Annotated in this window: 16 protein-coding genes; 11 read left to right on the plus strand and 5 right to left on the minus strand. The window is 64.7% G+C overall.

Annotated features, from left to right (window positions below; translation table 11 throughout):
• Positions 1-311: 311 nt before the first annotated feature.
• Complete coding sequence (locus PE058_RS05775; RefSeq protein WP_156827191.1) at positions 312-1,559, minus strand: N-acetylmuramoyl-L-alanine amidase; 1,248 nt, start codon at positions 1,557-1,559, stop codon at positions 312-314.
• Positions 1,560-2,481: 922 nt separating this feature from the next.
• Between PE058_RS05775 and PE058_RS05780 the strand changes: the two genes are divergently transcribed.
• Complete coding sequence (locus PE058_RS05780; RefSeq protein ID WP_020084421.1) at positions 2,482-5,505, plus strand: Rne/Rng family ribonuclease; 3,024 nt, start codon at positions 2,482-2,484, stop codon at positions 5,503-5,505.
• Between the two features lie 445 nt (positions 5,506-5,950).
• Positions 5,951-6,541: a D-Ala-D-Ala carboxypeptidase family metallohydrolase gene (locus tag PE058_RS05785; protein ID WP_245257608.1), complete on the plus strand. Its 591-nt coding sequence runs from the start codon at positions 5,951-5,953 to the stop codon at positions 6,539-6,541.
• Between the two features lie 52 nt (positions 6,542-6,593).
• On the opposite strand, the gene PE058_RS05790 is transcribed toward PE058_RS05785, so the two are convergent.
• Complete coding sequence (locus tag PE058_RS05790; RefSeq protein ID WP_271030105.1) at positions 6,594-7,799, minus strand: pyridoxal phosphate-dependent aminotransferase; 1,206 nt, start codon at positions 7,797-7,799, stop codon at positions 6,594-6,596.
• Between the two features lie 215 nt (positions 7,800-8,014).
• Here PE058_RS05790 and PE058_RS05795 point away from each other — a divergent pair, with 215 nt between their 5' ends.
• The 8 genes from PE058_RS05795 to PE058_RS05830 all read left to right on the plus strand — a co-directional run bounded on the left by PE058_RS05795 (position 8,015) and on the right by PE058_RS05830 (position 15,603).
• Positions 8,015-9,418 carry a M48 family metalloprotease gene (locus PE058_RS05795; protein WP_271030106.1) on the plus strand — a complete coding sequence of 468 codons (1,404 nt, stop codon included), beginning with the start codon at positions 8,015-8,017 and terminating at the stop codon, positions 9,416-9,418.
• 64 nt (positions 9,419-9,482) lie between these two features.
• Positions 9,483-10,328, plus strand: coding sequence for a DsbA family protein (locus tag PE058_RS05800; protein WP_271030107.1), 846 nt, complete (start codon positions 9,483-9,485; stop codon positions 10,326-10,328).
• A gap of 283 nt (positions 10,329-10,611) precedes the next feature.
• Positions 10,612-11,049 carry a type II 3-dehydroquinate dehydratase gene (aroQ, locus tag PE058_RS05805; protein ID WP_020084426.1) on the plus strand — a complete coding sequence of 146 codons (438 nt, stop codon included), beginning with the start codon at positions 10,612-10,614 and terminating at the stop codon, positions 11,047-11,049.
• Between the two features lie 64 nt (positions 11,050-11,113).
• Complete coding sequence (gene accB / locus PE058_RS05810; protein WP_020084427.1) at positions 11,114-11,611, plus strand: acetyl-CoA carboxylase biotin carboxyl carrier protein; 498 nt, start codon at positions 11,114-11,116, stop codon at positions 11,609-11,611.
• Positions 11,612-11,704: 93 nt separating this feature from the next.
• A complete protein-coding gene (gene accC, locus PE058_RS05815) occupies positions 11,705-13,048 on the plus strand; it encodes an acetyl-CoA carboxylase biotin carboxylase subunit (protein ID WP_020084428.1) in 1,344 nt (447 codons plus the stop codon).
• A gap of 103 nt (positions 13,049-13,151) precedes the next feature.
• A complete protein-coding gene (gene aat, locus PE058_RS05820; RefSeq protein WP_020084429.1) occupies positions 13,152-13,847 on the plus strand; it encodes a leucyl/phenylalanyl-tRNA--protein transferase in 696 nt (231 codons plus the stop codon).
• Positions 13,844-14,794: a class I SAM-dependent methyltransferase gene (locus PE058_RS05825; protein WP_020084430.1), complete on the plus strand. Its 951-nt coding sequence runs from the start codon at positions 13,844-13,846 to the stop codon at positions 14,792-14,794. The genes aat and PE058_RS05825 overlap by 4 nt, the downstream gene beginning before the upstream one ends.
• Entirely contained in the window at positions 14,791-15,603 is an 813-nt protein-coding gene (locus tag PE058_RS05830; RefSeq protein WP_040497874.1) for a TrmH family RNA methyltransferase, read from the plus strand. Before PE058_RS05825 ends, PE058_RS05830 begins: the two co-directional genes overlap by 4 nt.
• Positions 15,604-15,783: 180 nt before the next feature.
• On the opposite strand, the gene PE058_RS05835 is transcribed toward PE058_RS05830, so the two are convergent.
• From PE058_RS05835 to PE058_RS05845, 3 genes are all read right to left on the minus strand, one after another.
• Entirely contained in the window at positions 15,784-16,533 is a 750-nt protein-coding gene (locus PE058_RS05835; protein ID WP_271030108.1) for a glucose 1-dehydrogenase, read from the minus strand.
• Positions 16,534-16,548: 15 nt separating this feature from the next.
• Complete coding sequence (locus PE058_RS05840) at positions 16,549-17,460, minus strand: prephenate dehydratase (RefSeq protein WP_271030109.1); 912 nt, start codon at positions 17,458-17,460, stop codon at positions 16,549-16,551.
• Between the two features lie 132 nt (positions 17,461-17,592).
• Positions 17,593-18,339 (minus strand): 3-deoxy-manno-octulosonate cytidylyltransferase, encoded by a 747-nt coding sequence (locus tag PE058_RS05845; RefSeq protein ID WP_020084434.1) that lies wholly within the window; start codon positions 18,337-18,339, stop codon positions 17,593-17,595.
• Positions 18,340-18,863: 524 nt separating this feature from the next.
• Between PE058_RS05845 and PE058_RS05850 the strand changes: the two genes are divergently transcribed.
• Complete coding sequence (locus tag PE058_RS05850) at positions 18,864-19,430, plus strand: c-type cytochrome (protein WP_245257609.1); 567 nt, start codon at positions 18,864-18,866, stop codon at positions 19,428-19,430.
• The last annotated feature ends 299 nt before the right edge of the window (positions 19,431-19,729 follow it).

The raw sequence follows: 19,729 nt of genomic DNA on the forward strand, positions 1-19,729 counted from the left end.
TCGGAATACGCCCGAGACATTTGTGTTTGCCGCATTTCCTTCGACAAGCCTGTCACAACTGAGCCGGAAATGCCGTGGTTGCCCTTGCTATTGCACTGCAGCAACCCTTGGATCAAGCCGAAACATTAACATGGATTGTGGCATCACGTCGTCCATAAACCCTGCCCATCCTAAACCGATCTTTGCTGATGCCACTCCAAGCGGTTAGGCATTGAAAAAGTGCCGAAGTTTAGGCGCGAAGCAGTTGGCGAAGGTTTAATCCGCAGATATGCGCGCCGCGCTGCACGACACTTGGCCGCGGCGGGGCATGTTCAGGGGGCGGGCGAGCCCGCCGTGCGTTTCGTGAAATAGCTGTCCACGGCGGCGGTAATGGAGGACGCGACCTTCTTGTGCCACTCGGGCGAGTTCAGGAGCTTCTCGTCCTCGAGATTGCTGAGGTAGCCGAGCTCGATCAGCACCGATGGGGCATGGGTCTGCTTCAGCACCTTGAAGGCGGCGGCGCGCTGGGGATCCCGGGACAGCGTGGTCGCGCGCTTCATCTTGTGGACGAGGGTGTTCGAGAAGTCGGTCGAGAAATTTGCCGTCTCGCGTTTCATGAGGTCGATGAGGATGCTTTTCACCTCGTCGTCGCCGCGGCTGTCGGCGGAGCTCAGGCCGGCGACGAGATCCGATGCGTTTTCCTTTTCGGCCATGCGGCGAGCCTGCTCGTCCGAGGCTCGCTCCGAGAGCGTGTAGATGGTCGCACCACGGATGGTCTGGGCGATGTTCTGCTCGGGCAGGGAATCGGCGTGCAGCGAGATGAAGAGATCGACGCCCTGCGTGAGAGACATATTAAGACGCTGATCAAGAGAGATAAAAACGTCGGATGCCCGGGTCATGCGGACATCGTAGCGGCCCGTCGTTGCGAGCTGGCGCCCCAGTTCCTTGCCAACCGCCAGTACGACATTCTTCTCGAGCACGTTGCTGGCGCCGGTCGCGCCGCCGTCGATGCCGCCATGGCCGGGGTCGATCATGATGATGGCCTTGCCGGAGCGCTTGGGCTTGGCGAGGGCTTTGCTCTCGTCTGCCGGGGGAGTGGGGGAGGGCTCGGCCTTGCCAGCCCCCGTGCCCATGCCGAAGCTTTCGGGCGCCGTGGTCACCATATCGAAGGTGAAGACGATGCCGTTTCCTTTCGGCGCTGCGGTCATGGCCGCGCGCTCGATGCGGACCGGCCCCGTGGTGTCGAGCACGACGCGCGCCTTGCGTTCGGCGAACAGTCCGTAACGGAAGGCGCGCACCAGTCCGCTGCCCCCCTGCCCCGTGCCGTCCGGCAGGCGGAACGTCACGTCAGGCAGATCGACGATGACGCGATAGGGATTGGCGAGGGTGAAAATCTCGGCGGTGACGCCCGCGGTCAAATCGAGCTGGAAGGTGGTCCGGTTGGTGTCTCCGGTGAGCTCGGCGCGGGTTGCTGTGGCCACCGTATCGGCCGTGGCGGGGGAACCGCTCCAGATATGCATCAGCACCGCGAAGGCTGCCAAAGCCGTCCGCAGGCCAACAGTTCCGGTCCTGGTTCCCATCCCCGGCTGCACGCGTTCCCCATCGCGTTCGTGAGCAAATTATCACGTAGGCTCTACAAGTTAGGTCATATTCGCCGCTTTTGCGCAAGGGCATGGCCGATTGTGGGCGCCTGCGGCTCGGTTTCCTTGATATCGTACTTGCCAGCCTGCCAGCGAACCCGTACAAAATTAACCCGCATCGTGTTGAGTACGTCCTCTTCACGCGAGAGTTTAGCTGGTTGCAGGATGCTCGGTCTGGTTTAGGGCCAGCTTTTTTCCCAACCGGTGATCGCCAAGTCCCAGAAGCGGACGATGCGCACGGCTCGATGACAGCTCGGCGCGCGCTTTGTGATCGGCAGCGTTTGCCTTGGCCTCCGAGGAGGTTTGGCGGATTGATGCGCCGAAGCGCGTCGCACCCGATGTCTCGAACCAAGGGCGCGGTCTTGGCTACGATGCAGCTTGCCTGATTGGCGCCGTTGAAAGGGGTGCCGCAGGCGGGCGGGACTGTGCTCTTGCCGAACCGCGCGGGCCTTTTTCACCCGACGACGGCTGACGCTGTCCTCTCGTGCAAACTCCGGATCATCTCCGGTGCTGTTGCAGCTCACGTGCCGCGCACGCACCAGGGACGGTTCCCCGCTTTCCGCTCCAGCGCAGTTTCTGCGTTCGGGCATGCCCCAGGCCTCCATCAGGAAACCTGTCACTCGAAGCTCATGCAGATCGACCGCACATTCCGTTTCTCAGCTTCCGGCCCGATCGCGGCCCGAGGCGTCGCGCATCCGGCCCGCCCGGCTGTGCGCGGGATGCGCGCCCGTAAGTTCACCCCCAACACTTTCATTTCAAACACCACAACCAAGGCGCGCGCCACGACCCGGCCGCTTGTCGCCTCCGGCCGTCTGGCCGGTTCCGGTGGTTCGGCCCACCGGCGCGCAAAGGACAAAAACACATGGCACCCAACAAGATGCTTATCGATGCCACCCACCCCGAGGAGACTCGGGTGGTGGTTCTGCGCAACGGACGTGTAGAGGAGTTCGACTACGAGAGCGCTGCCCGCAAACTGCTTCGCGGGAATATCTATCTGGCAAAGGTTACGCGGGTGGAGCCTTCGCTCCAGGCGGCCTTCGTCGACTACGGCGGAAACCGCCACGGCTTTCTCGCATTCAACGAAATCCATCCCGACTACTACCAAATCCCGATGGCCGACCGGCAGGCGCTCCTCGACGAGGAAGCGGCCGCGGAAGCCGAGGAGGAGGCTGCCGCTGACGCACGGGCCGAACGGCTGGCGCGCAGACGGCAGCACCAAGGCGGCGCTCGCGGCCAGGAGGCCGGATCTGAGGACGGCGCCCGGTCAGACGACGACCACTCCGACGAGGAGAACGGTTCGGAGGATCTGGACGACGCCAGCACAGAGGACGACGGCGCCGACGACGATCATGGTCCCGAGGTCATCGCCGAGGCCAGCGTTCGCGACGACGTGCTCGTAGAGGACGTCGCGGAGCCCGAGAGCGCCGGCGGTTTCGAAGGCGGTGATCTCGACTCTTCCCCGGATGACGAGCCGGAGACGCCGGCGGCGGATGCCGTCGCCGTCGAAGCGGCTGAGGAGGCCTCTCAAGCCGAGGCCGCTCCGGAAGCCCCGGCAGGGGATGCCGGCGAAGGCGGCGTCGTGCAGGTCGTCGCCAGCGGGGCGAGCGAGCCCGAGGCGCTCGAAAGTGCTGGCGCCGAGGATGCGCTCGAGGAGCTTCCCTCGCGTCCGCGCCGCCGTCCGCGCAGCTACAAGATCCAAGAGGTCATCAAGCGCCGCCAGGTCATCCTGGTGCAGGTCGTCAAGGAAGAGCGCGGCAACAAGGGGGCGGCGCTTACCACCTATCTTTCGCTCGCAGGCCGTTACACCGTGCTGATGCCGAACACGGCGCGCGGTGGCGGTATCTCGCGCAAGATCACCAATCCGCAGGACCGCAAGCGGCTCAAGGCCATCGCGCAGGAGCTCGAAGTGCCGGAGGGCATGGGGCTCATCATCCGCACGGCGGGTGCCTCGCGCACCAAGCAGGAGATCAAGCGCGATTTCGAATACCTGCTGCGTCTGTGGGAGAGCGTCCGTGACCTCACGCTCGAGAGCACGGCGCCGAGCCTCGTCTATGAGGAAGGCAACCTGATCAAGCGTTCGATCCGCGACCTTTACAACAAGGACGTGGAGGAGATCATCGTCGCGGGCGAGCACGCGCACAAGGATGCCAAGGACTTCATGCGCATGCTCATGCCGAGCCATGCCAAGAACGTCCTTGCGCACCAGGATCCCGAGCCGCTGTTCACGAAGTACGGCATCGAGCGCCAGCTCAATGCCATGTTCAATCCCTACGTGACGCTGAAGTCGGGCGGCTACCTCGTCATCAACCAGACGGAAGCGCTGGTGGCGATCGACGTGAACTCGGGCAAATCCACGCGCGAGTTCTCCATCGAGGAGACGGCGCTCAACACCAATCTCGAGGCGGCCGACGAGATCGCGCGTCAGCTCAAGCTCCGCGACCTCGCGGGCCTGATCGTGATCGACTTCATCGACATGGAGGAGAAGCGCAACAACCGCGCCGTCGAGCGGCGGCTGAAGGATGCGCTTCGTTTCGACCGTGCGCGCATTCAGCTCGGCCGGATCAGCCATTTCGGCCTTATGGAGATGAGCCGCCAGCGTCTGCGCTCGGGCGTGCTCGAGGGCTCCACCTCGCAGTGCCCGCACTGCCAGGGTACCGGCATTATCCGCTCCACCGAGAGCGTTGCACTCGCCGTTCTGCGTGCGCTCGAGGATGCGATGCTGGCGGGTGCGCGGACGTCGCTGGTCGCTACCACGACGTCGAGCGTCGCGCTCTACATCCTCAACAACAAGCGCCACTTCATCAATGAGATGGAAGCCCGTCAGGGCATCTTCGTGACCGTGCAGGCGAGCGACAAGCTGCAGGGCGCGAACTTCCTGATCGAGAAGGGGCATGCCGCGCCCGTCGCAACGCGCCGTCCGGACCGTGCCGCGGTCAACATGGATTGGGGCTTCGCGGGCGAGGAAGGCCGTGAGGGTGACGCGGACGAGGAGGGTGCGGACGAAGAATTGGCCGCTTCCGGCAGCGAGCCGCGCGGCGAAAGCCGTGGCCGCGACGATGGCCGTGGCCAGCAGGAAGGCCGCGAGGGTGGCCGCCGCCGGCGCCGCCGGCGTGGCCGTCGCGGTGGCAGCGGTGATCGCGAGCGTGGCGGCGAGGGCCGGATCGAGGGGCGTCGTGGCGACGAGCCGCAGCCTTACGAGGACGATCTGCAGGACGGAGGCCCCGACGGCGATGAGCCCATCGAGGTCGGCGGCGAAGGCGGCCCGATCGAGATCGAGGATGCTTACGGGGACGACGAAGGCGCTCCTCGCGAGGAGCGCGCCTCGGGCCAGCGGAATGGAGAACGCTCTGAAGAGGGCGGCGGCCGGCGCAGGCGTCGTGGCCGGCGCGGTGGCCGTCGCGGCCGCGATCGCGCGCGGAACGGCGAGGGTGCCGGCTCCGTGAACGAGGCTGGCGAGCAGACTTTCTCGGGCGATGAAGATGCCGATACCGGGCTGGACGATGCTCAGGTCGACGACGCAGCGCCGATCGAAGTGATTGCGGAAGAAACTCAGGTGGCGGCTCCGGCGGCCCGTGAGCCGCGCCGCCGCGAGCGCGCACCGCGGGCTCAGCCCGACGCGCCGGTCGTGGAGGCGGTTGCCGTCGAGACTGAGGACGCGCCGCGCGCTAAGGCTGCTCCCGAGCAGCCTGCCGCCCCATCTCAAAGCGAGGTGCCGGCGCAGGAGGATACGGTCCTAGCGCGCGTTCGGGCCCGACAGGCAACCTCGGCCGAGCCGAAGCTCGAGCGGGTCGTGGTGTCGCCGGATCAGACCGGCAGTGCGGACGCAGGGGGCGGCGAGGAGCCGACCGTTCGGCGCGGCTGGTGGCAGCGCCGTCTGGGCGGCTGACTGCGCGGTCTCTTTTCCTGACTACATCATGGACGGGCCGGGCATAGTTGCCCGGCCCGTTTCACTGTCGTCCCCAACCGATTGGGGTCGCGACAAATTTGCTCGTCCGTTTCGGGGCGGCCGGAGAATCCCGAACGAATTCAAAGAGCGCTGTCCGACGCCTTTCGAGGCGCCCTTCGCGCGTGGCCGCAAGCCACATTTTGACCATATCCGGCTGGTGACTGCCGCCCCGTCGTGCGGAGTAATGGTAAGGCCGAGTTTCGATATTCCGGCCGTGATGGGGGCGTCACTCCATTGCTCCCATGACGTGAGCTGGGAACATTTCTTGATTTCGTTTCCAGATATCACGGTTGTGACTTGAAGTATTCCGGGACTGATATCTCTTTCTTCTTACCGTTGTTGTGCGGTCTCCGGAATTCCTCAGTAGATTTAAAGGGAGTTCTCCATGAGCAAGCGTATTCTTGCTGCCGTAGTGGGTATGGGTGTCGCTGCGTGTCTCGCAGCGCCGGCCGAAGCGCGGATCGACAACGGTCCCGTCAGCTCGCTCTACGAAGCGGATCGCCGCGCTGCGCCGAAGAAGGCGTACACCTCGAACAACAAGGCTCGCGCCACCGCGCGGCGCACCACCGGCAAGTCCGCCAAGTATCGTGGCCAGGGCAAGGTCGGCCGTGCCGCCCGCCTGCAGGGCCGTGCCATGACGGCCAGCCATACGGGCGGCGGTGGCGGCGGCGCCTCGCGCGGTTGCCTCCAGGCTTCGGCCCGCGCTCTTCTCGATCGCATCGAGGCACAGTTCGGCCCCGTGCAGGTGATCTCGACCTGCCGTCCGGGCGCGCGCATCGCGGGCAGCGGCAAGCCGTCGAAGCATGGTTTCGGCCTGGCCGTCGACTTCAACGCGGGCGGACGCAAGGCCGCAATCGTGAACTGGCTGCGCGCCAACCACATGGCGGGCGGCACCATGACCTACCGCAACATGAACCACATCCACGTGGATATCGGTCCGCGCTTCGTGTCGCTCGGTGCGGGCGGCAGAGGCTGATCGATCCGGCTTCGGAAAAGGGGGGCGCCGGTCGCCCCCTTTTTTTGTCGCGTCACCGCGCAGTCCGAAGACGGGGCCAATCGGCGATGCGGCGCGCGCCCTCCGCGATGTCGGCTTCCGTGCCGGCATAGGAAAAGCGCAGGAACTGGTTGCCGCGCGCCTCGTCGAAATCGAGGCCGGGGGTGACGGCCACGCCGATCTCGTTCAGCATGTCTGTGGCGAAGCTCCGGGCGTCGTGCGTGAAACGCGAGACGTCCGCATAGAGATAGAAGGCGCCGTCCGCGGGGGCGAGCGCCGTGAAGCCCGCCTTTGGCAAGGCGTCCAGGAGCAACATCCGGTTCTTTGCGTAGGTCTCGCGGTTTCGTTCGAGCTCGTCGTGCGCCTCAAACGCGCCGAGGGCTGCGATCTGAGAGACGGCCGGAGCCGATATGAAGAAGTTCTGCTGAAGCCGCTCGATGGTGCGCACCAGCGAGGGCGGGACGACAAGCCAGCCGACGCGCCAGCCGGTCATGGCGTGATATTTCGAGAAGCTATTAATGACGACGGCGTTGCCGGAAACCGAGAGGGCCGTTGTTGCCGCCTTCTCGTAGGTCAGCCCGTGGTAGATCTCATCCGACACGAACCAGAGGCCGCGGTCGTCGCAGTATCCGGCCAGCTCCCGTAGGCGCTCGGGCTCGATCATGGTGCCCGTGGGATTGGCGGGGCTCGCGATCAGAAGCCCGTCGAGGCCGACGTCGCGGTCGAGGGCTGCGAGCTGGTCGAGTGTCGGCATCCAACGCGTCTCGGGGCTGGTTTCGATGAGTGGCGAGGCGCAGCCGAGAGCCGAGAGGATGTGGCGGTAGCAGGGATAGCCCGGCGAGGGGAGTGCGACACGCGCACCCGCATCGAATAGGGCAAGGAACGCCAGGAGAAAGGCGGCCGACGAGCCGGTGCAGACGATGACGCGGCTCTGGTCGACGTCGACGTTGTAACGTTCGCCGTAGGAGCGCGCGATGCGCCGTCTCAGGTCGCCGATGCCGAGGGCCGCGGTATATCCGAGCGTTTCGGAATGGAGAGCGGACTTGACGCGCGCCAAGGCCGCCTCGGGTGCGGGTGTTCCCGGCTGGCCCACTTCCATGTGGATGATGGAGCGTCCCTGTGCTTCGAGCACGGCGGCCGCGTGCATGACGTCCATGACAATGAAGCTTGCGATGTCGCTCCGGCGGGCGGGTGCACGGGTGCGCGCATCTTTGCGGCCGGGGGTCTGGTTGCTCGTCATCGAACGCCTTCCTTTGGCCGCAATGGCGCAGGTCCATGTCATGGAAACGCGCCGTTCGCGTCGTTAATCGGGAGGGCTTATAGGCGCCAACCTGCGGTCTGGCCAGTATCGCGGCCGCTGGTCTTGCGCTCCTCGGCTCGGTATGCCCATTTAGGGCGAGGTGGGCGTTGTCTTCTGCACAATTCGGCGCGAGTTTTTCGAGCGATCCAACGAGCATGAACACATCGAACTTGAGATTCCGCCTTCGCGCGATCGTCCTTGCCGTATCGATGGCTGGCGCCGTCACGGGACTTTTCTCCGCGCCGTCCGCGCGGGCGCAAGGGTTGCCGCTGATCCGCGACACCGAGATCGAGCTTCTGCTCAACGACTACTCCCAGAAGATTTTCCGTGCGGCGGGCCTCGGCACCGGGCGTGTCACCGTCCGCATCGTCAACAACGATGCGTTCAACGCCTTCGTGATCGACGGGCGCAACGTGTTCATGCACACCGGCACGCTGATGCAGGCCAATACGCCGAACGAGGTGATCGGCGTGCTCGCGCACGAAGCAGGCCATATCGCAGGCGGTCATATGGCGGCCCTTCGCTCGCGCATCGCGAAGGATCAGACGCGTGCGCTCCTCATCCAGCTGCTCGGCATCGGCGCCATGATCGGCGGCGCGGTCTCGGGAGGGGATGCGGGCAAAGAAATCGGAAGCGCGGGACAGGGCGTGATGATGGGCGGCAACGAGCTCATCATGCGTGGTCTGACGGCCGAGCGGCGTTCACAGGAATCGGCGGCTGACCAAGCTGGCCTTCAGTATCTCAACGCCACTCAGCAATCCGGGCGGGGCATGCTCGCCACCTTCGAGCGGTTCGCGGGGCAGGAGCTGTTCTCGGACGCACACAAGGACGCGTTCGCGCGCACCCATCCCGTGGCCACGGACCGTCTGGCGCGGCTGAGGCAGCTCGTGGAGAGCAGCCCCTACTACAACAACAAAGATGCACCCGAGCTTCAGCTTCGCCACGACATGGTGCGTGCGAAACTCTCGGGCTACATCGAGCCGCCGGCGGTGGTGTTCAACCGCTATCCACCGTCCGATACGAGCCTGCCGGCGCGTTATGCGCGGGCCATCGCCTCGTTCCGCCGGGGCGGGGCGGGCGGCCTTGAGACGGCGCTGCAAGGCGCGGATGCGCTTCTGCGCGAGAGGCCGAACGATCCTTACTTCTGGGAGGTGAAGGGTGACTTCCTGCAGAAGGCCGGCCGCCCGCAGGAGGCCATCGGACCTTTCAGGAGGGCGCTGCAACTCCATGGCGGGGATGCGCCGCTCGTGGGCGTTCAGCTCGCGCAAGCGCTGATCCAGACGAAGGACCCCCGCGTTGCCGACGAGGCGATCAACCTCTTGCGCAAGGCCGTACAGAAAGAGCCCGACAACGCCACGGCCTATAACACGCTCGGGCAGGCGTATTACGACAAGGGCATGATGGCGCAGGCAGAACTGGCGCGGGCGCAAGGGCTCTTCTATTTTGGAGCCTTGAAACAGGCGCAGGAGTTTGCGAAACGCGCCCAGGCCGGTCTCAAGGCGGGTTCACCCGACTGGGTGAAGGCGGACGACATCATCAACTACAAGCCCCAGACCTGAAGACCTATATTCCCCTATCGAGGCGCGGCCGAGAACTGGTCCGCGGCCATCTTATGGAGCGCATATGACCCAATCCAATCCCAACAAGCCGAACAGGCCCTCGGGCCTCAGCATCGGCGCGCTCGTGGCGGCACCGCTGCTTCTCATCACCGGACTGTGGTTCGTGATGGCCGGAGACGCGAAGGACCGTGCGGCGATCGCGGCGCCTCAGGTCGGCGCCAACGAGTTCAGCCCCGATCAGCGCAAGGCGATCGAAGCGATCGTAAAGGACTACCTCGTCAAGAACCCCGAGATCTTCCTCGAGGTGCAGAGCTCGCTCGAAGCCAAGCTCGCCAAGGACGAGGCCGATCGCACGAAGGCGATGGTTGCGGAGCACGCCAAGGAGATCTATCGCGCTCCCAATGCGCCGGTCGCGGGCAATCCGGACGGCGATATCACCGTGGTCGAGTTCTTCGATTACAACTGCGGATACTGCAAGCGCGGCTTCGGCGAGATCGCGAAGCTGGTGGAGAAGGACAAGAACGTCCGCGTGGTGTTCAAGGAATTTCCGATCCTGCGTGACGAATCCGAGCAGGCGGCCAAGGTGGCGCTCGCCGCGCGCATGCAGGGCAAGTATTGGGAAGTCCATCGCGACATGATCTCGACCAAGGGCCTCGTGAACGAGGCGGTCGGCCTCAAGGTCGCGGAGGCTCACGGGCTCGACATGGTGAAGCTCAAGGCCGACATGAACTCGCCCGAGGTCAAGGCCGAGCTCGACCGGGTGAAGGACCTCGCCCGCAAGCTCTCCATCAACGGCACGCCCCACTTCCTGGTCGGCGACCGTGCCATCGGCGGGGCGCCCGAGAACCTTTACGACGTGCTCGAGGAGCACGTGGTTGCGCTGAGGAAGTCCGGCTGCACCTATTGCTGAGAAACAGAAGGCCGCCGTGGCCGGCTTCGGTCCGCGGCGGCCTTCTATGCACTTGATTTTCCCCGTTTCTTAGGGGTGTGCCTTGATCCTCTGTCCGGAGACGGTTTGGTAAACACGCCCCATAACGTTTGGCTTGGCGACCTTTCGCGGGTGCGTTAAAGCTGCTAGGGACCTTGTGTGGCTTTCCCGGTGCCGGGAGGGCCTGCATTCATGGACGGAAGCGTCCGCGAAAAAGCGGTTCAGCTAACGACCACTCAGCCCACACTCCCTTGCAGAAGCGCGAATGGCCAAACCCGTATTCGTCCTCAACGGCCCGAACCTGAACTTGCTCGGCGTGCGCGAGCCCGAGATCTACGGCCGGGATACGCTCGATGACGTGCGCCAGCGGGCAGAGGCGAGGGCGGCTGCGTTGGGGCTTACTGTTTCATTCCGCCAGACCAATCACGAGGGCGAGCTCATCGGATGGATTCAGGAAGCGCGCGGCGCGGCTTCCGGGATCATTCTCAATGCCGGCTCGCTCACGCACACGTCCATCGGCATTCTCGATGCACTCACGGCCGCGGAGCTGCCGGTGATCGAAGTGCATCTTTCCAATATTTTCCGCCGCGAGAGTTTTCGTCACCACTCCTATGTGTCGCTTGCCGCAAAGGGCGTCATCTGCGGCCTCGGCGTTCAAGGCTACGAGCTTGCACTCGACGCAATGGCGAAGCTGGTGACATGAGCGTCTCGTGAAACACAAATCCAAAGACAGCGATAAGAAGCCGAAAGGGAAAGGGCTAGCGCGCATGACGGCGAAAGACGATGCCGAGAAACCGAGTGGCGAGCAGCAGTTGATCAGGGAGCTCGCACAGCTCTTGAACGATACGGGTCTCTCAGAGATCGAGATCGAGAAGAGCGGGCTCAAGGTGCGCGTTGCCCGCACGGTGACGATCGCGGCGGCCGTGCCCGCTGCCTCTCATTTCTCTGGTGCGCCTGCCCCGGTTTCCGCGCCTTCGGCCGGGCCGGGTGCGCAGCCGGCGCCCGCGGCAGGCGGCGATCCCGCCAAGCATCCGGGTGCCGTCAAGTCGCCGATGGTCGGCACGGCCTATCGCTCGCCCGATCCGAAGGCGCCTCCGTTCGTCGAGGTCGGGGCGCGCGTGCAGCAGGGCGATACGCTGCTGATCATCGAGGCGATGAAGACCATGAACCAGATCCCCGCCCCGCGTGCGGGAACGGTCACGGCCGTTCTGGTGGAGAATGGCCAGCCCGTGGAGTTCGGCGAGCCGCTTGTGATCATTGAATAAGGGAGAAGCGGCAGCGGGCAGCGGGCAACGGGCAGCGGGATCTGATCCTCGTATATGCTGCCAGCTGCCTGTTGCCGGTTGCCCGACATAAGAATGTTCGACAAGGTCCTTATTGCCAACCGGGGTGAGATCGCGCTGCGCATTCAGCGCGCGTGCAAGGAGCTCGGCATTGCGACGGTGGCCGTCCATTCGACGGCTGACGCGGATGCGATGCACGTTAGGCTTGCCGACGAGAGCGTGTGCATCGGCTCGCCGCCCGCCAGCGACAGCTATCTCAACATTCCGCGGTTGCTGGCCGCTTGCGAGATCACCGGCGCGGATGCCGTCCATCCGGGCTACGGCTTCCTTTCCGAGAACGCCCGCTTCGCGGAGATCCTCGAAGAGCATTCGATCACCTTCATCGGCCCCACGTCCGAGCACATCCGGATCATGGGCGACAAGATCGAAGCCAAGGAAACCGCCAAGAAGCTCGGCATTCCGGTGGTGCCCGGCTCCGATGGCGCGGTGACCAGCGAAGCGCAGGCGATGAAGATCGCCAAGGACATGGGCTTCCCTGTGCTGATCAAGGCGACCGCCGGCGGCGGCGGCCGCGGCATGAAGGTTGCCCATTCGGCGGCGGACCTCGGCATCGCTCTCGCGACGGCACGCTCGGAAGCCAAGGCGGCGTTCGGCAACGACTCCGTCTATATCGAGAAATATCTGCAGAAGCCGCGCCACATCGAGATCCAGGTGTTCGGCGATGGCAAGGGCAACGCGGTGCACCTCGGCGAGCGCGATTGCTCGCTGCAGCGGCGCCACCAGAAGATCCTCGAAGAATCTCCGTCGCCCGCGCTCAACGCCGCTTCGCGCCAGAAGATCGGCGAGGTCGTCGCCGCCGCGATGCGCAAGATCAAGTACCGCGGCGCAGGAACGGTCGAGTTCCTGTTCGAGGACGGCGAGTTCTATTTCATCGAAATGAACACGCGTCTGCAGGTGGAGCATCCGGTCACCGAGGCCATCACCGGCATCGACCTCGTGCTGGAGCAGATCCGCGTGGCGTCCGGCGGCCAGCTCGGGTTCAAGCAGGAGGACATCACGTTCTCCGGGCATGCGATCGAGTGTCGAATCAACGCCGAGAATCCGCGCACCTTCCGGCCTTCGCCTGGCCAGATCACTTACTGGCATCCGCCGGGCGGACTTGGCGTGCGTGTCGACAGCGGCGTGTACCAGGGCTATCGCATTCCCCCGTTCTACGACAGCTTGATTGGTAAGCTGATTGTGCACGGAAAGAACCGCAATGAATGCCTGATGCGCCTGAGGCGCGCGTTGTCGGAGTTCGTGATCGACGGAATCGAGACGACGATCCCGTTGTTCAACGAACTGATCCGGCAGCCGGACATTGCCAACGGGCTCTACGATATCCATTGGCTAGAAAAGTATCTCGGGAAGCAGTCCTGACGCGCCGCGTGGTCAAGGTACTCGCCACTCGAGTGATCCGGCTTTAGTATCGCGCCTGGTGCCGGATAGCCGGCGCAAGGACGTTGAGACGGGAGCATGAGTGATGGCGTCACGCGACGACATCATGATCGAGATTACGCCGCAGGTCCTTCTCAAGGCCTACAGCTGCGGCATCTTTCCAATGGCCGAGAGCGCGGACGATCCTGCGCTCTATTGGATCGAGCCTCAGCACCGGGGCATCCTTCCGCTCGAGGCGGTGCACGTTCCAAAGCGCCTGGCGCGGACGGTGCGGAGCGGCGCGCTGCGGGTTGCCATCGATACCGACTACGAAGGGGTGATCGAGGGGTGCGCCGCGGAGCGCGCGGGGCGGCGGTCCACCTGGATCAACGGCCGTATCCGCGGGCTCTATCAGGAGCTCTTCCGGCTCGGCCACTGCCACACTGTAGAAGTGTGGGAGGGTGACCGTCTGGTCGGTGGTCTCTACGGGGTGGCGCTGGGCGGCGTGTTCTTCGGCGAGAGCATGTTCTCCTATGTGCGGGACGCTTCCAAGATCGCCCTCGTTCATCTTGCCGGACGGCTGATCGCCGGCGGCTTCACGTTGTTGGATACACAGTTCGTGACCGATCACCTTCGCCAGTTCGGCACCATCGAGGTCGATCGCGACGATTTCCATCGCCTGCTCGACGACGCGCTTCGCCAGTCGGCGGATTTCCTGCGGCTTCCGCTGGACACGCCCGGAGCTACCATTCTCGACATCATCGAGCGCGCGCGGGACGAGTCCCCACGGGACACGCGATGACCTCTGCCAAGGACGACAAGACCGAGGGCGCAGTGAAGCGCCGGCCCCGCCCGTTCGAGCGATCGGGCAAGCTCGAGCTGATCCGCACCAAGGGGCCAGCCGACTACGCGCTTCTCGACAGTGGCGGTGGGCGCAAGCTCGAACGGTTCGGTCCGATAGTCGTCGACAGGCCGGAGCCGCAGGCGCTCTGGAGCCGGCAGCTCGGCGGCGCGGCCTGGGGGAAGGCGCATGCCGTCTTCTCCGCTTCGGCCGACGACGAGGAAAAAGGAAAGTGGCGGCTCGACAAGCCAGTGCCGGACGGCTGGCCGGTGCGTGTGGGCGAGGTGGTGCTGACCTGCAAGCTGCAGGGGCTGTGGCATCTCGGGCTCTTTCCGGAGCAATCACCGCACTGGGACTGGATGATCGAGCAGATCGGTGCAGTGAGCGGGGAGCGCCCGCGCGTGCTGAACCTCTTTGCCTACACGGGTGCCGCCTCGCTTCTGGCCGCGCGGGCCGGGGCTGAGGTCACGCACGTGGATGCGTCCAAGAAGGCGATCCAGTGGGCCAAGGAGAATCAGACGGCGTCGGGGCTCGGCTCCGCGCCGATACGCTGGATCCTGGACGATGCGGCGAAGTTCGTTGCGCGCGAGGTTCGGCGGGGCAAGACCTATCATGTGATCCTGATCGATCCGCCGAAGTTCGGGCGCGGCCCGGAAGGCGAGGTGTGGGATCTGTTCCAGGGCTTGCCGGTCCTGTTGAAGAATGCGGCGCAATTGCTGGCGCCGGGGCGCGCGGCGATGATCCTCACCGTCTACGCCATTCGCGCGTCCGCGCTGGCATTCGAGCAACTTTCGGCCGATGTGCTCGCGGATCGCGGCGGACATCTCTCGTTTGGAGAACTCGCTTTGTCGGCTGAGGGCGGCGGGGCCGCGGTTCCCACATCGCTGTTCGTGCGGTGGACATCATGACCGGGCCGGAACCGCGCATCATCACCAGTCTCACCAACGACAGGGTGAAGGCGATCCGTGCGCTCGACATGCGCAAGGAGCGCAAGCAGACGGGACTTTTCGTGGCCGAGGGCGCTTCGATCCTGGTCACGGCGCGCGAGGCCGGTTTCACGCCGACGAGCCTCGTCTATCAGTCCGGATCGGCGGCCAGCCCGGTGTCGCGCTCGCTCGTCGGCTGGGCGCTGGGCGCAGGGGCGGACGTGCTCGAAGTCTCGGAGCCCGTGCTGGCGAAGCTCGCGTCGAAAGAAAACCCGCAGTCGATGATCGGGGTGTTCCGGCAGCGCTGGGTCGATCCTCCGGAGCGCGTTGCGAGCGAGGATTGCTGGCTGGCGCTGGAAGAGGTGCGCGATCCCGGCAATCTCGGCACCATCATCCGCACGGTCGATGCGGTCGGTGCAAAGGGCATCATTCTGGTCGGCAACTCGTGCGATCCCTATTCGCGGGAAGCGGTGCGCGCGACGATGGGGTCTGTGTTCAGCGTGCCGCTGGTGCGCACCACGCGCGAGGATTTCCTGCTGTGGCGCGCGACGTGGCGCGGCGATGTGGTCGGCACGCATCTCGATGCGCAGGAGGATTTCCGGCAAGCGGCCTACAAGGGGCCTGTGCTGCTGGTGATGGGGAGCGAGGGGCCTGGGCTCTCGGAAAGCCTTACGCGCTCGTGCTCGCGGCTCATCAAAATCCCGATGGCGGGCAAGCTCGACAGCCTCAATCTCGCGGTTGCGACTGCGCTGACGCTCTATCAGATCCGTGGCAGTGCCCTGAGGATATGACGGTCGCTCCGTTCGTGGGGAGGCAACCGACCCAATCCCTGCTCGATGTGTCTGGACCCCAACCTCCGTCGGGGTGACGTCGGGAGGAGGCGGCTGTTCGCCAGATGGGATACGTCATTTCGCTCATGGCGGAAGCATGCTTCGCATGGAGCCGGTATCCAGATGCGCGAAATCGGGCGGCTAGATGCAGCGGCCGCCGTCGACTTCAATGGCGACACCCGTGACGAAGCTGGACGCGGGATCTGCCAGGAACAGGGCGGCGTTGGCGATGTCCTGAGGCTTCGACATGCGCCCCAGCGGGATGCCGGCTAGAAACTTCGCCCGGTTCTCGGGCGTATCGGCCGCCCCCATGAACTGCTCCAGCATGCCGGTTTCGCCGATCACGGGGTTGATGGCGTTGACGCGGATGTTCTTCGGTGCGAGCTCGGCCGCCATGGATTTCGTGAGCGTGATGACCGCGCCCTTGGAGCCGTTGTACCAGGTGAGGCCCGGGCGTGGGCGCACACCGGCGGTCGAGGCGGTATTGATGATGGAGCCGCCGCCGCGCTTCCCCAGCTCTGGAACGGCGGCGAGCGTGGTGAGATAGATCGACTTCACGTTGACCGCATAGATGCGGTCGAACTCCTCTTCGCTCACCGTCATGAGCGACTGGTTCTTGTGGGTCGTTCCGGCGTTGTTGACGAGGATGTCGAGACCGCCGAATGCTTTGACCGTTGCCGCGATCATGGCGTCGACGTCGGCTTTTCGCGAGACGTCGGCCGAAATGGAGATGGCGCCCGCGCCGATGCTCGCTGCAGCTTCGCCCGCCCGTTTCGCATCGATGTCGACGACGGCGACCTTGGCGCCTTCCGCGGCGAATATTTCCGCGATGCCGCGACCGAACCCGGAAGCCGCTCCGGTCACGATTGCGATCTTTCCGGCCAGTCTCATGGGGAACCTGTTCTGCTATTTGCCCGTCGGGGGAGCGGCCGCACGTGCCGCCTCGGCGCGGTAGGGGCTAGCCGGATAAGTGCCGAGGAGGCGCAGCTCCGTCGAGAAGAACGACAGCTCCTCGAGCGCAAGCTGAACCGGGCGATCGGCCGGGTGACCCTCGATATCGGCGTAGAACATGGTGGCGTTGAAGGTGCCCTCGAGCTGATAGCTCTCGAGCTTCATCATGTTGACGCCGTTGGTGGCGAAGCCGCCGAGCGCCTTGTAGAGCGCGGCGGGCACGTTGCGCACGCGGAACAGGAACGTGGTGACGACCGGGCCGTCCTCGGGCTCGGCGTCGTCCGGATCCTTGGCAAGGATGAGGAAGCGCGTGGTGTTGTGCGCCTCGTCCTCGATGTCGGAGCGGAGAATTTCGAGACCATAGATCTCGGCTGCCAGCCGCGAGGCGATGGCGGCGAGCGCCGGATCGCCCTGCTCGCTCACGATGCGGGCCGATCCCGCCGTATCGGCCTCCGGCACGGGCGTGAGGCCCATCGAGCGCAGCGTGTTGCGGCACTGGCCGAGCGCTTGGGTGTGGCTCAGCACCTTCTTCAAGGTTTCGAGCGAGCTGCCCTTCACCGACATGAGCTGATGGCGCACGCGCAGGAAGTGCTCGCCGACGATGTAGAGGTTCGCGCCGGGCAGAAGATGATGGATGTCGGCGACGCGCCCTGCGACCGAGTTCTCGATCGGGATCATGGCGTAGAGCACTTCGCCGGATGTGACGGCTGCAAGCGCGTCCTCGAAGGTGGGGTAGGCCAGGGCTTCGAAGTCCGGATATGCTTCCGTGCAGGCCAGATGCGAATTCGCGCCGGGCTCGCCTTGGTAAGCGATGCGCTTTGCTGAGGCCGAGGCATCGGAGGAGTGCGCGCGCGTGGAGTTCGTCATGGTGCAGGTCTCGACAGACGGAGGCGTGTTCGGATTGACCGCCTCTGGCCGCGGACGGCCCCGGTCATGGACACCGGACAGGTGCAGAGGTGGGGACGGAGGCCCGGCCCGGTGAGGGTGAGCCGACGGAGATCAGGAACGGCGCGCTCGTCTGATGAGCTGCCGGGCCCGGTTGAGATCGGCCGGAGTATCGACACCGAGGGGAACAGTGTCAACGATGGCTACGTCGATGCGCATGCCGTCCTCCAGCGCGCGAAGCTGCTCCAGGCGCTCGCGCGTTTCCAGATACGAGGCGGGGAGCGACACGAAGCGCTCCAGCGCCGTGCGCCGGTAGGCGTAGATGCCGATGTGGTGGAACAGCGGGCCGTCGCCGTGGGGAGCCGTGGCGCGGGTGAAGTAAAGAGCGCGCAGGCGGTTCTGGGAGACCGGGGTGCCGACGATTTTCACCACGTTGGGGTTGGTGCGCTCGTCGGCGTCGTGGATCTCGGCGGCGAGGGTTGCAATGTGCGGTTCCTTGCTGGTGAGCAGGACGGACGCACACTCCTGGATCAAGCGGGGCTCCAGGGTCGGCAGGTCGCCCTGCAGGTTGATGACGATGTCGGTTTCCGCTTCGGGATCGACGCGGTTCAGGGCCTCGAAAATGCGGTCGGACCCCGAAGCATGGTCGGGACGCGTAATCAGCGCCTCGCCTCCCGCATCGCGCACCGCGCTGCAGATCTCCTCGCAATCGGCGGCAACGACGACCCGGCCCATTTCGGCGGCATAGGCCTGACGCCACACGCGCACGATCATCGGCTCGCCTTCGATGTCGGCCAGCGGCTTGTTCGGAAGGCGGGTGGAGGCCATGCGGGCGGGGATGATGATCAGTGCTTTCGTCATTGTGCCTTCTCGTTCTCTGGAGCGCGCGATCCGATCCAGGTTTTGGTTGGTTGCATTTTCTTACCGGCCTTCACCTCGCCGGCAAATGCTTCCGTTGGGCCTGGCCGCCCGCCCCTGTCCGGCGTTTGCTCAAGGCATATCCCTCTGGGCCAGATGACCCGGACATTTGGCCCCATGTCGGGGTCCGCTCCGGTGCCTATGTTGGGGGCGGTCTTCTGCGTCGTATTGACAGGAATTGGGCACCAAAGGCCGTGAAACCCTTCGATCTGATGGCGCTGCGGCTCCATGTGACGACATGAGCTGTAGACTGGCCGGGTGTGGGGTTGCAAGGCATGGCCCGCGTCTTTTAGATGCGTTCTGAGTTGCGGGGGCTCGGTATTAGCGAGCCGGAGAGGCTTTCCCCTTAGATTTGGTGAAGCCGGATCTCAGGCTGAAACGTTAAGTTCATGATTTGACGTTAACAAAATCGCACCTCGTGTTCGAAGCGGTGGACGAGGATCGTCCGGTTGCAGGGTGAAGAGAAGATGATGGATTCCTTTGAACTGACCAAGATTGCCGGAGCGGTGCTCGCGGCTTTGCTTCTCATCTTTGTGCCCAAGACGGCGATCGACATCGCGCGCAACGGTCATGGCGCGCACGGCCCGGTCGCCGGGGGCTTCACCCTTCCGGCTGCGACGGAGGCCGCTGGTGGCAAGTCCGAAGCGGGTGCCCCGGCTGCTGCCGCGTTCGATCCGGCGCAGGTGGTTGCCGCGCTTGCGACTGCCAAGCCCGAGAACGGCCAGGGCACGTTCAAGAAGTGCCTGGCGTGCCACACGGCCGACAAGGCCGCCGCCAGCAAGGCCGGTCCCAACCTTTGGGACGTCGTGGGCCGCGCCCGCGCCAGCCGCTCGGATTTCAACGGTTATTCCGAGGCCATGAAGGCCAAGACCGGCGAGTGGACGTATGCCGACCTCGCGGGCTTCCTGCACGCGCCCAAGGCCTGGCTGCCCGGCACCAAGATGATTTTCAACGGCGTGTCTGATCCGGCCGATCTCGCCGACCTGATCGCCTATATCCGGACGCTGGCGGACACTCCGCATCCGCTGCCTTAAAGACCGGCTGCGGACGGATTGGTCCGCGCGACATATCGAGTTGTGGTCGGGGCTTCTCCTTCAGGAGAGGCCCCGATTTCGTTTGCCATCATCTTGCCGGACTATCCGTCGGCCGGGGATCCGTCCGGCCCTCTTCCGGCCCCTGATCTTGCCGATCTTTAATCCGAATCTGGATTTAAGGCGTGCTAGGGTCCGCTGCGGATTTAGTCGGATCGCGGACTTCTTCCTAGTGCGTTGTTTCCGCGTACTTCTTTCGGAAAAGTTCCTTCACACCTTTCCGGAAGCGCTCTAGGAACTGG

Origin of the sequence: Hyphomicrobium sp. DMF-1 (assembly GCF_027886585.1) — a bacterium.
Classification (GTDB): Bacteria; Pseudomonadota; Alphaproteobacteria; order Rhizobiales; family Hyphomicrobiaceae; genus Hyphomicrobium_C; species Hyphomicrobium_C zavarzinii.

Coding starts and splice junctions, on each gene's coding strand:
- PE058_RS05775 (WP_156827191.1), bottom strand. CDS start 1,559: ATGGGAACCAGGACCGGAACTGTTGGCCTGCGGACGGCTTTGGCAGCC.
- PE058_RS05780 (WP_020084421.1), top strand. CDS start 2,482: ATGGCACCCAACAAGATGCTTATCGATGCCACCCACCCCGAGGAGACT.
- PE058_RS05785 (WP_245257608.1), top strand. CDS start 5,951: ATGAGCAAGCGTATTCTTGCTGCCGTAGTGGGTATGGGTGTCGCTGCG.
- PE058_RS05790 (WP_271030105.1), bottom strand. CDS start 7,799: ATGACGAGCAACCAGACCCCCGGCCGCAAAGATGCGCGCACCCGTGCA.
- PE058_RS05795 (WP_271030106.1), top strand. CDS start 8,015: ATGAACACATCGAACTTGAGATTCCGCCTTCGCGCGATCGTCCTTGCC.
- PE058_RS05800 (WP_271030107.1), top strand. CDS start 9,483: ATGACCCAATCCAATCCCAACAAGCCGAACAGGCCCTCGGGCCTCAGC.
- aroQ (WP_020084426.1), top strand. CDS start 10,612: ATGGCCAAACCCGTATTCGTCCTCAACGGCCCGAACCTGAACTTGCTC.
- accB (WP_020084427.1), top strand. CDS start 11,114: ATGACGGCGAAAGACGATGCCGAGAAACCGAGTGGCGAGCAGCAGTTG.
- accC (WP_020084428.1), top strand. CDS start 11,705: ATGTTCGACAAGGTCCTTATTGCCAACCGGGGTGAGATCGCGCTGCGC.
- aat (WP_020084429.1), top strand. CDS start 13,152: ATGGCGTCACGCGACGACATCATGATCGAGATTACGCCGCAGGTCCTT.
- PE058_RS05825 (WP_020084430.1), top strand. CDS start 13,844: ATGACCTCTGCCAAGGACGACAAGACCGAGGGCGCAGTGAAGCGCCGG.
- PE058_RS05830 (WP_040497874.1), top strand. CDS start 14,791: ATGACCGGGCCGGAACCGCGCATCATCACCAGTCTCACCAACGACAGG.
- PE058_RS05835 (WP_271030108.1), bottom strand. CDS start 16,533: ATGAGACTGGCCGGAAAGATCGCAATCGTGACCGGAGCGGCTTCCGGG.
- PE058_RS05840 (WP_271030109.1), bottom strand. CDS start 17,460: ATGACGAACTCCACGCGCGCGCACTCCTCCGATGCCTCGGCCTCAGCA.
- PE058_RS05845 (WP_020084434.1), bottom strand. CDS start 18,339: ATGACGAAAGCACTGATCATCATCCCCGCCCGCATGGCCTCCACCCGC.
- PE058_RS05850 (WP_245257609.1), top strand. CDS start 18,864: ATGATGGATTCCTTTGAACTGACCAAGATTGCCGGAGCGGTGCTCGCG.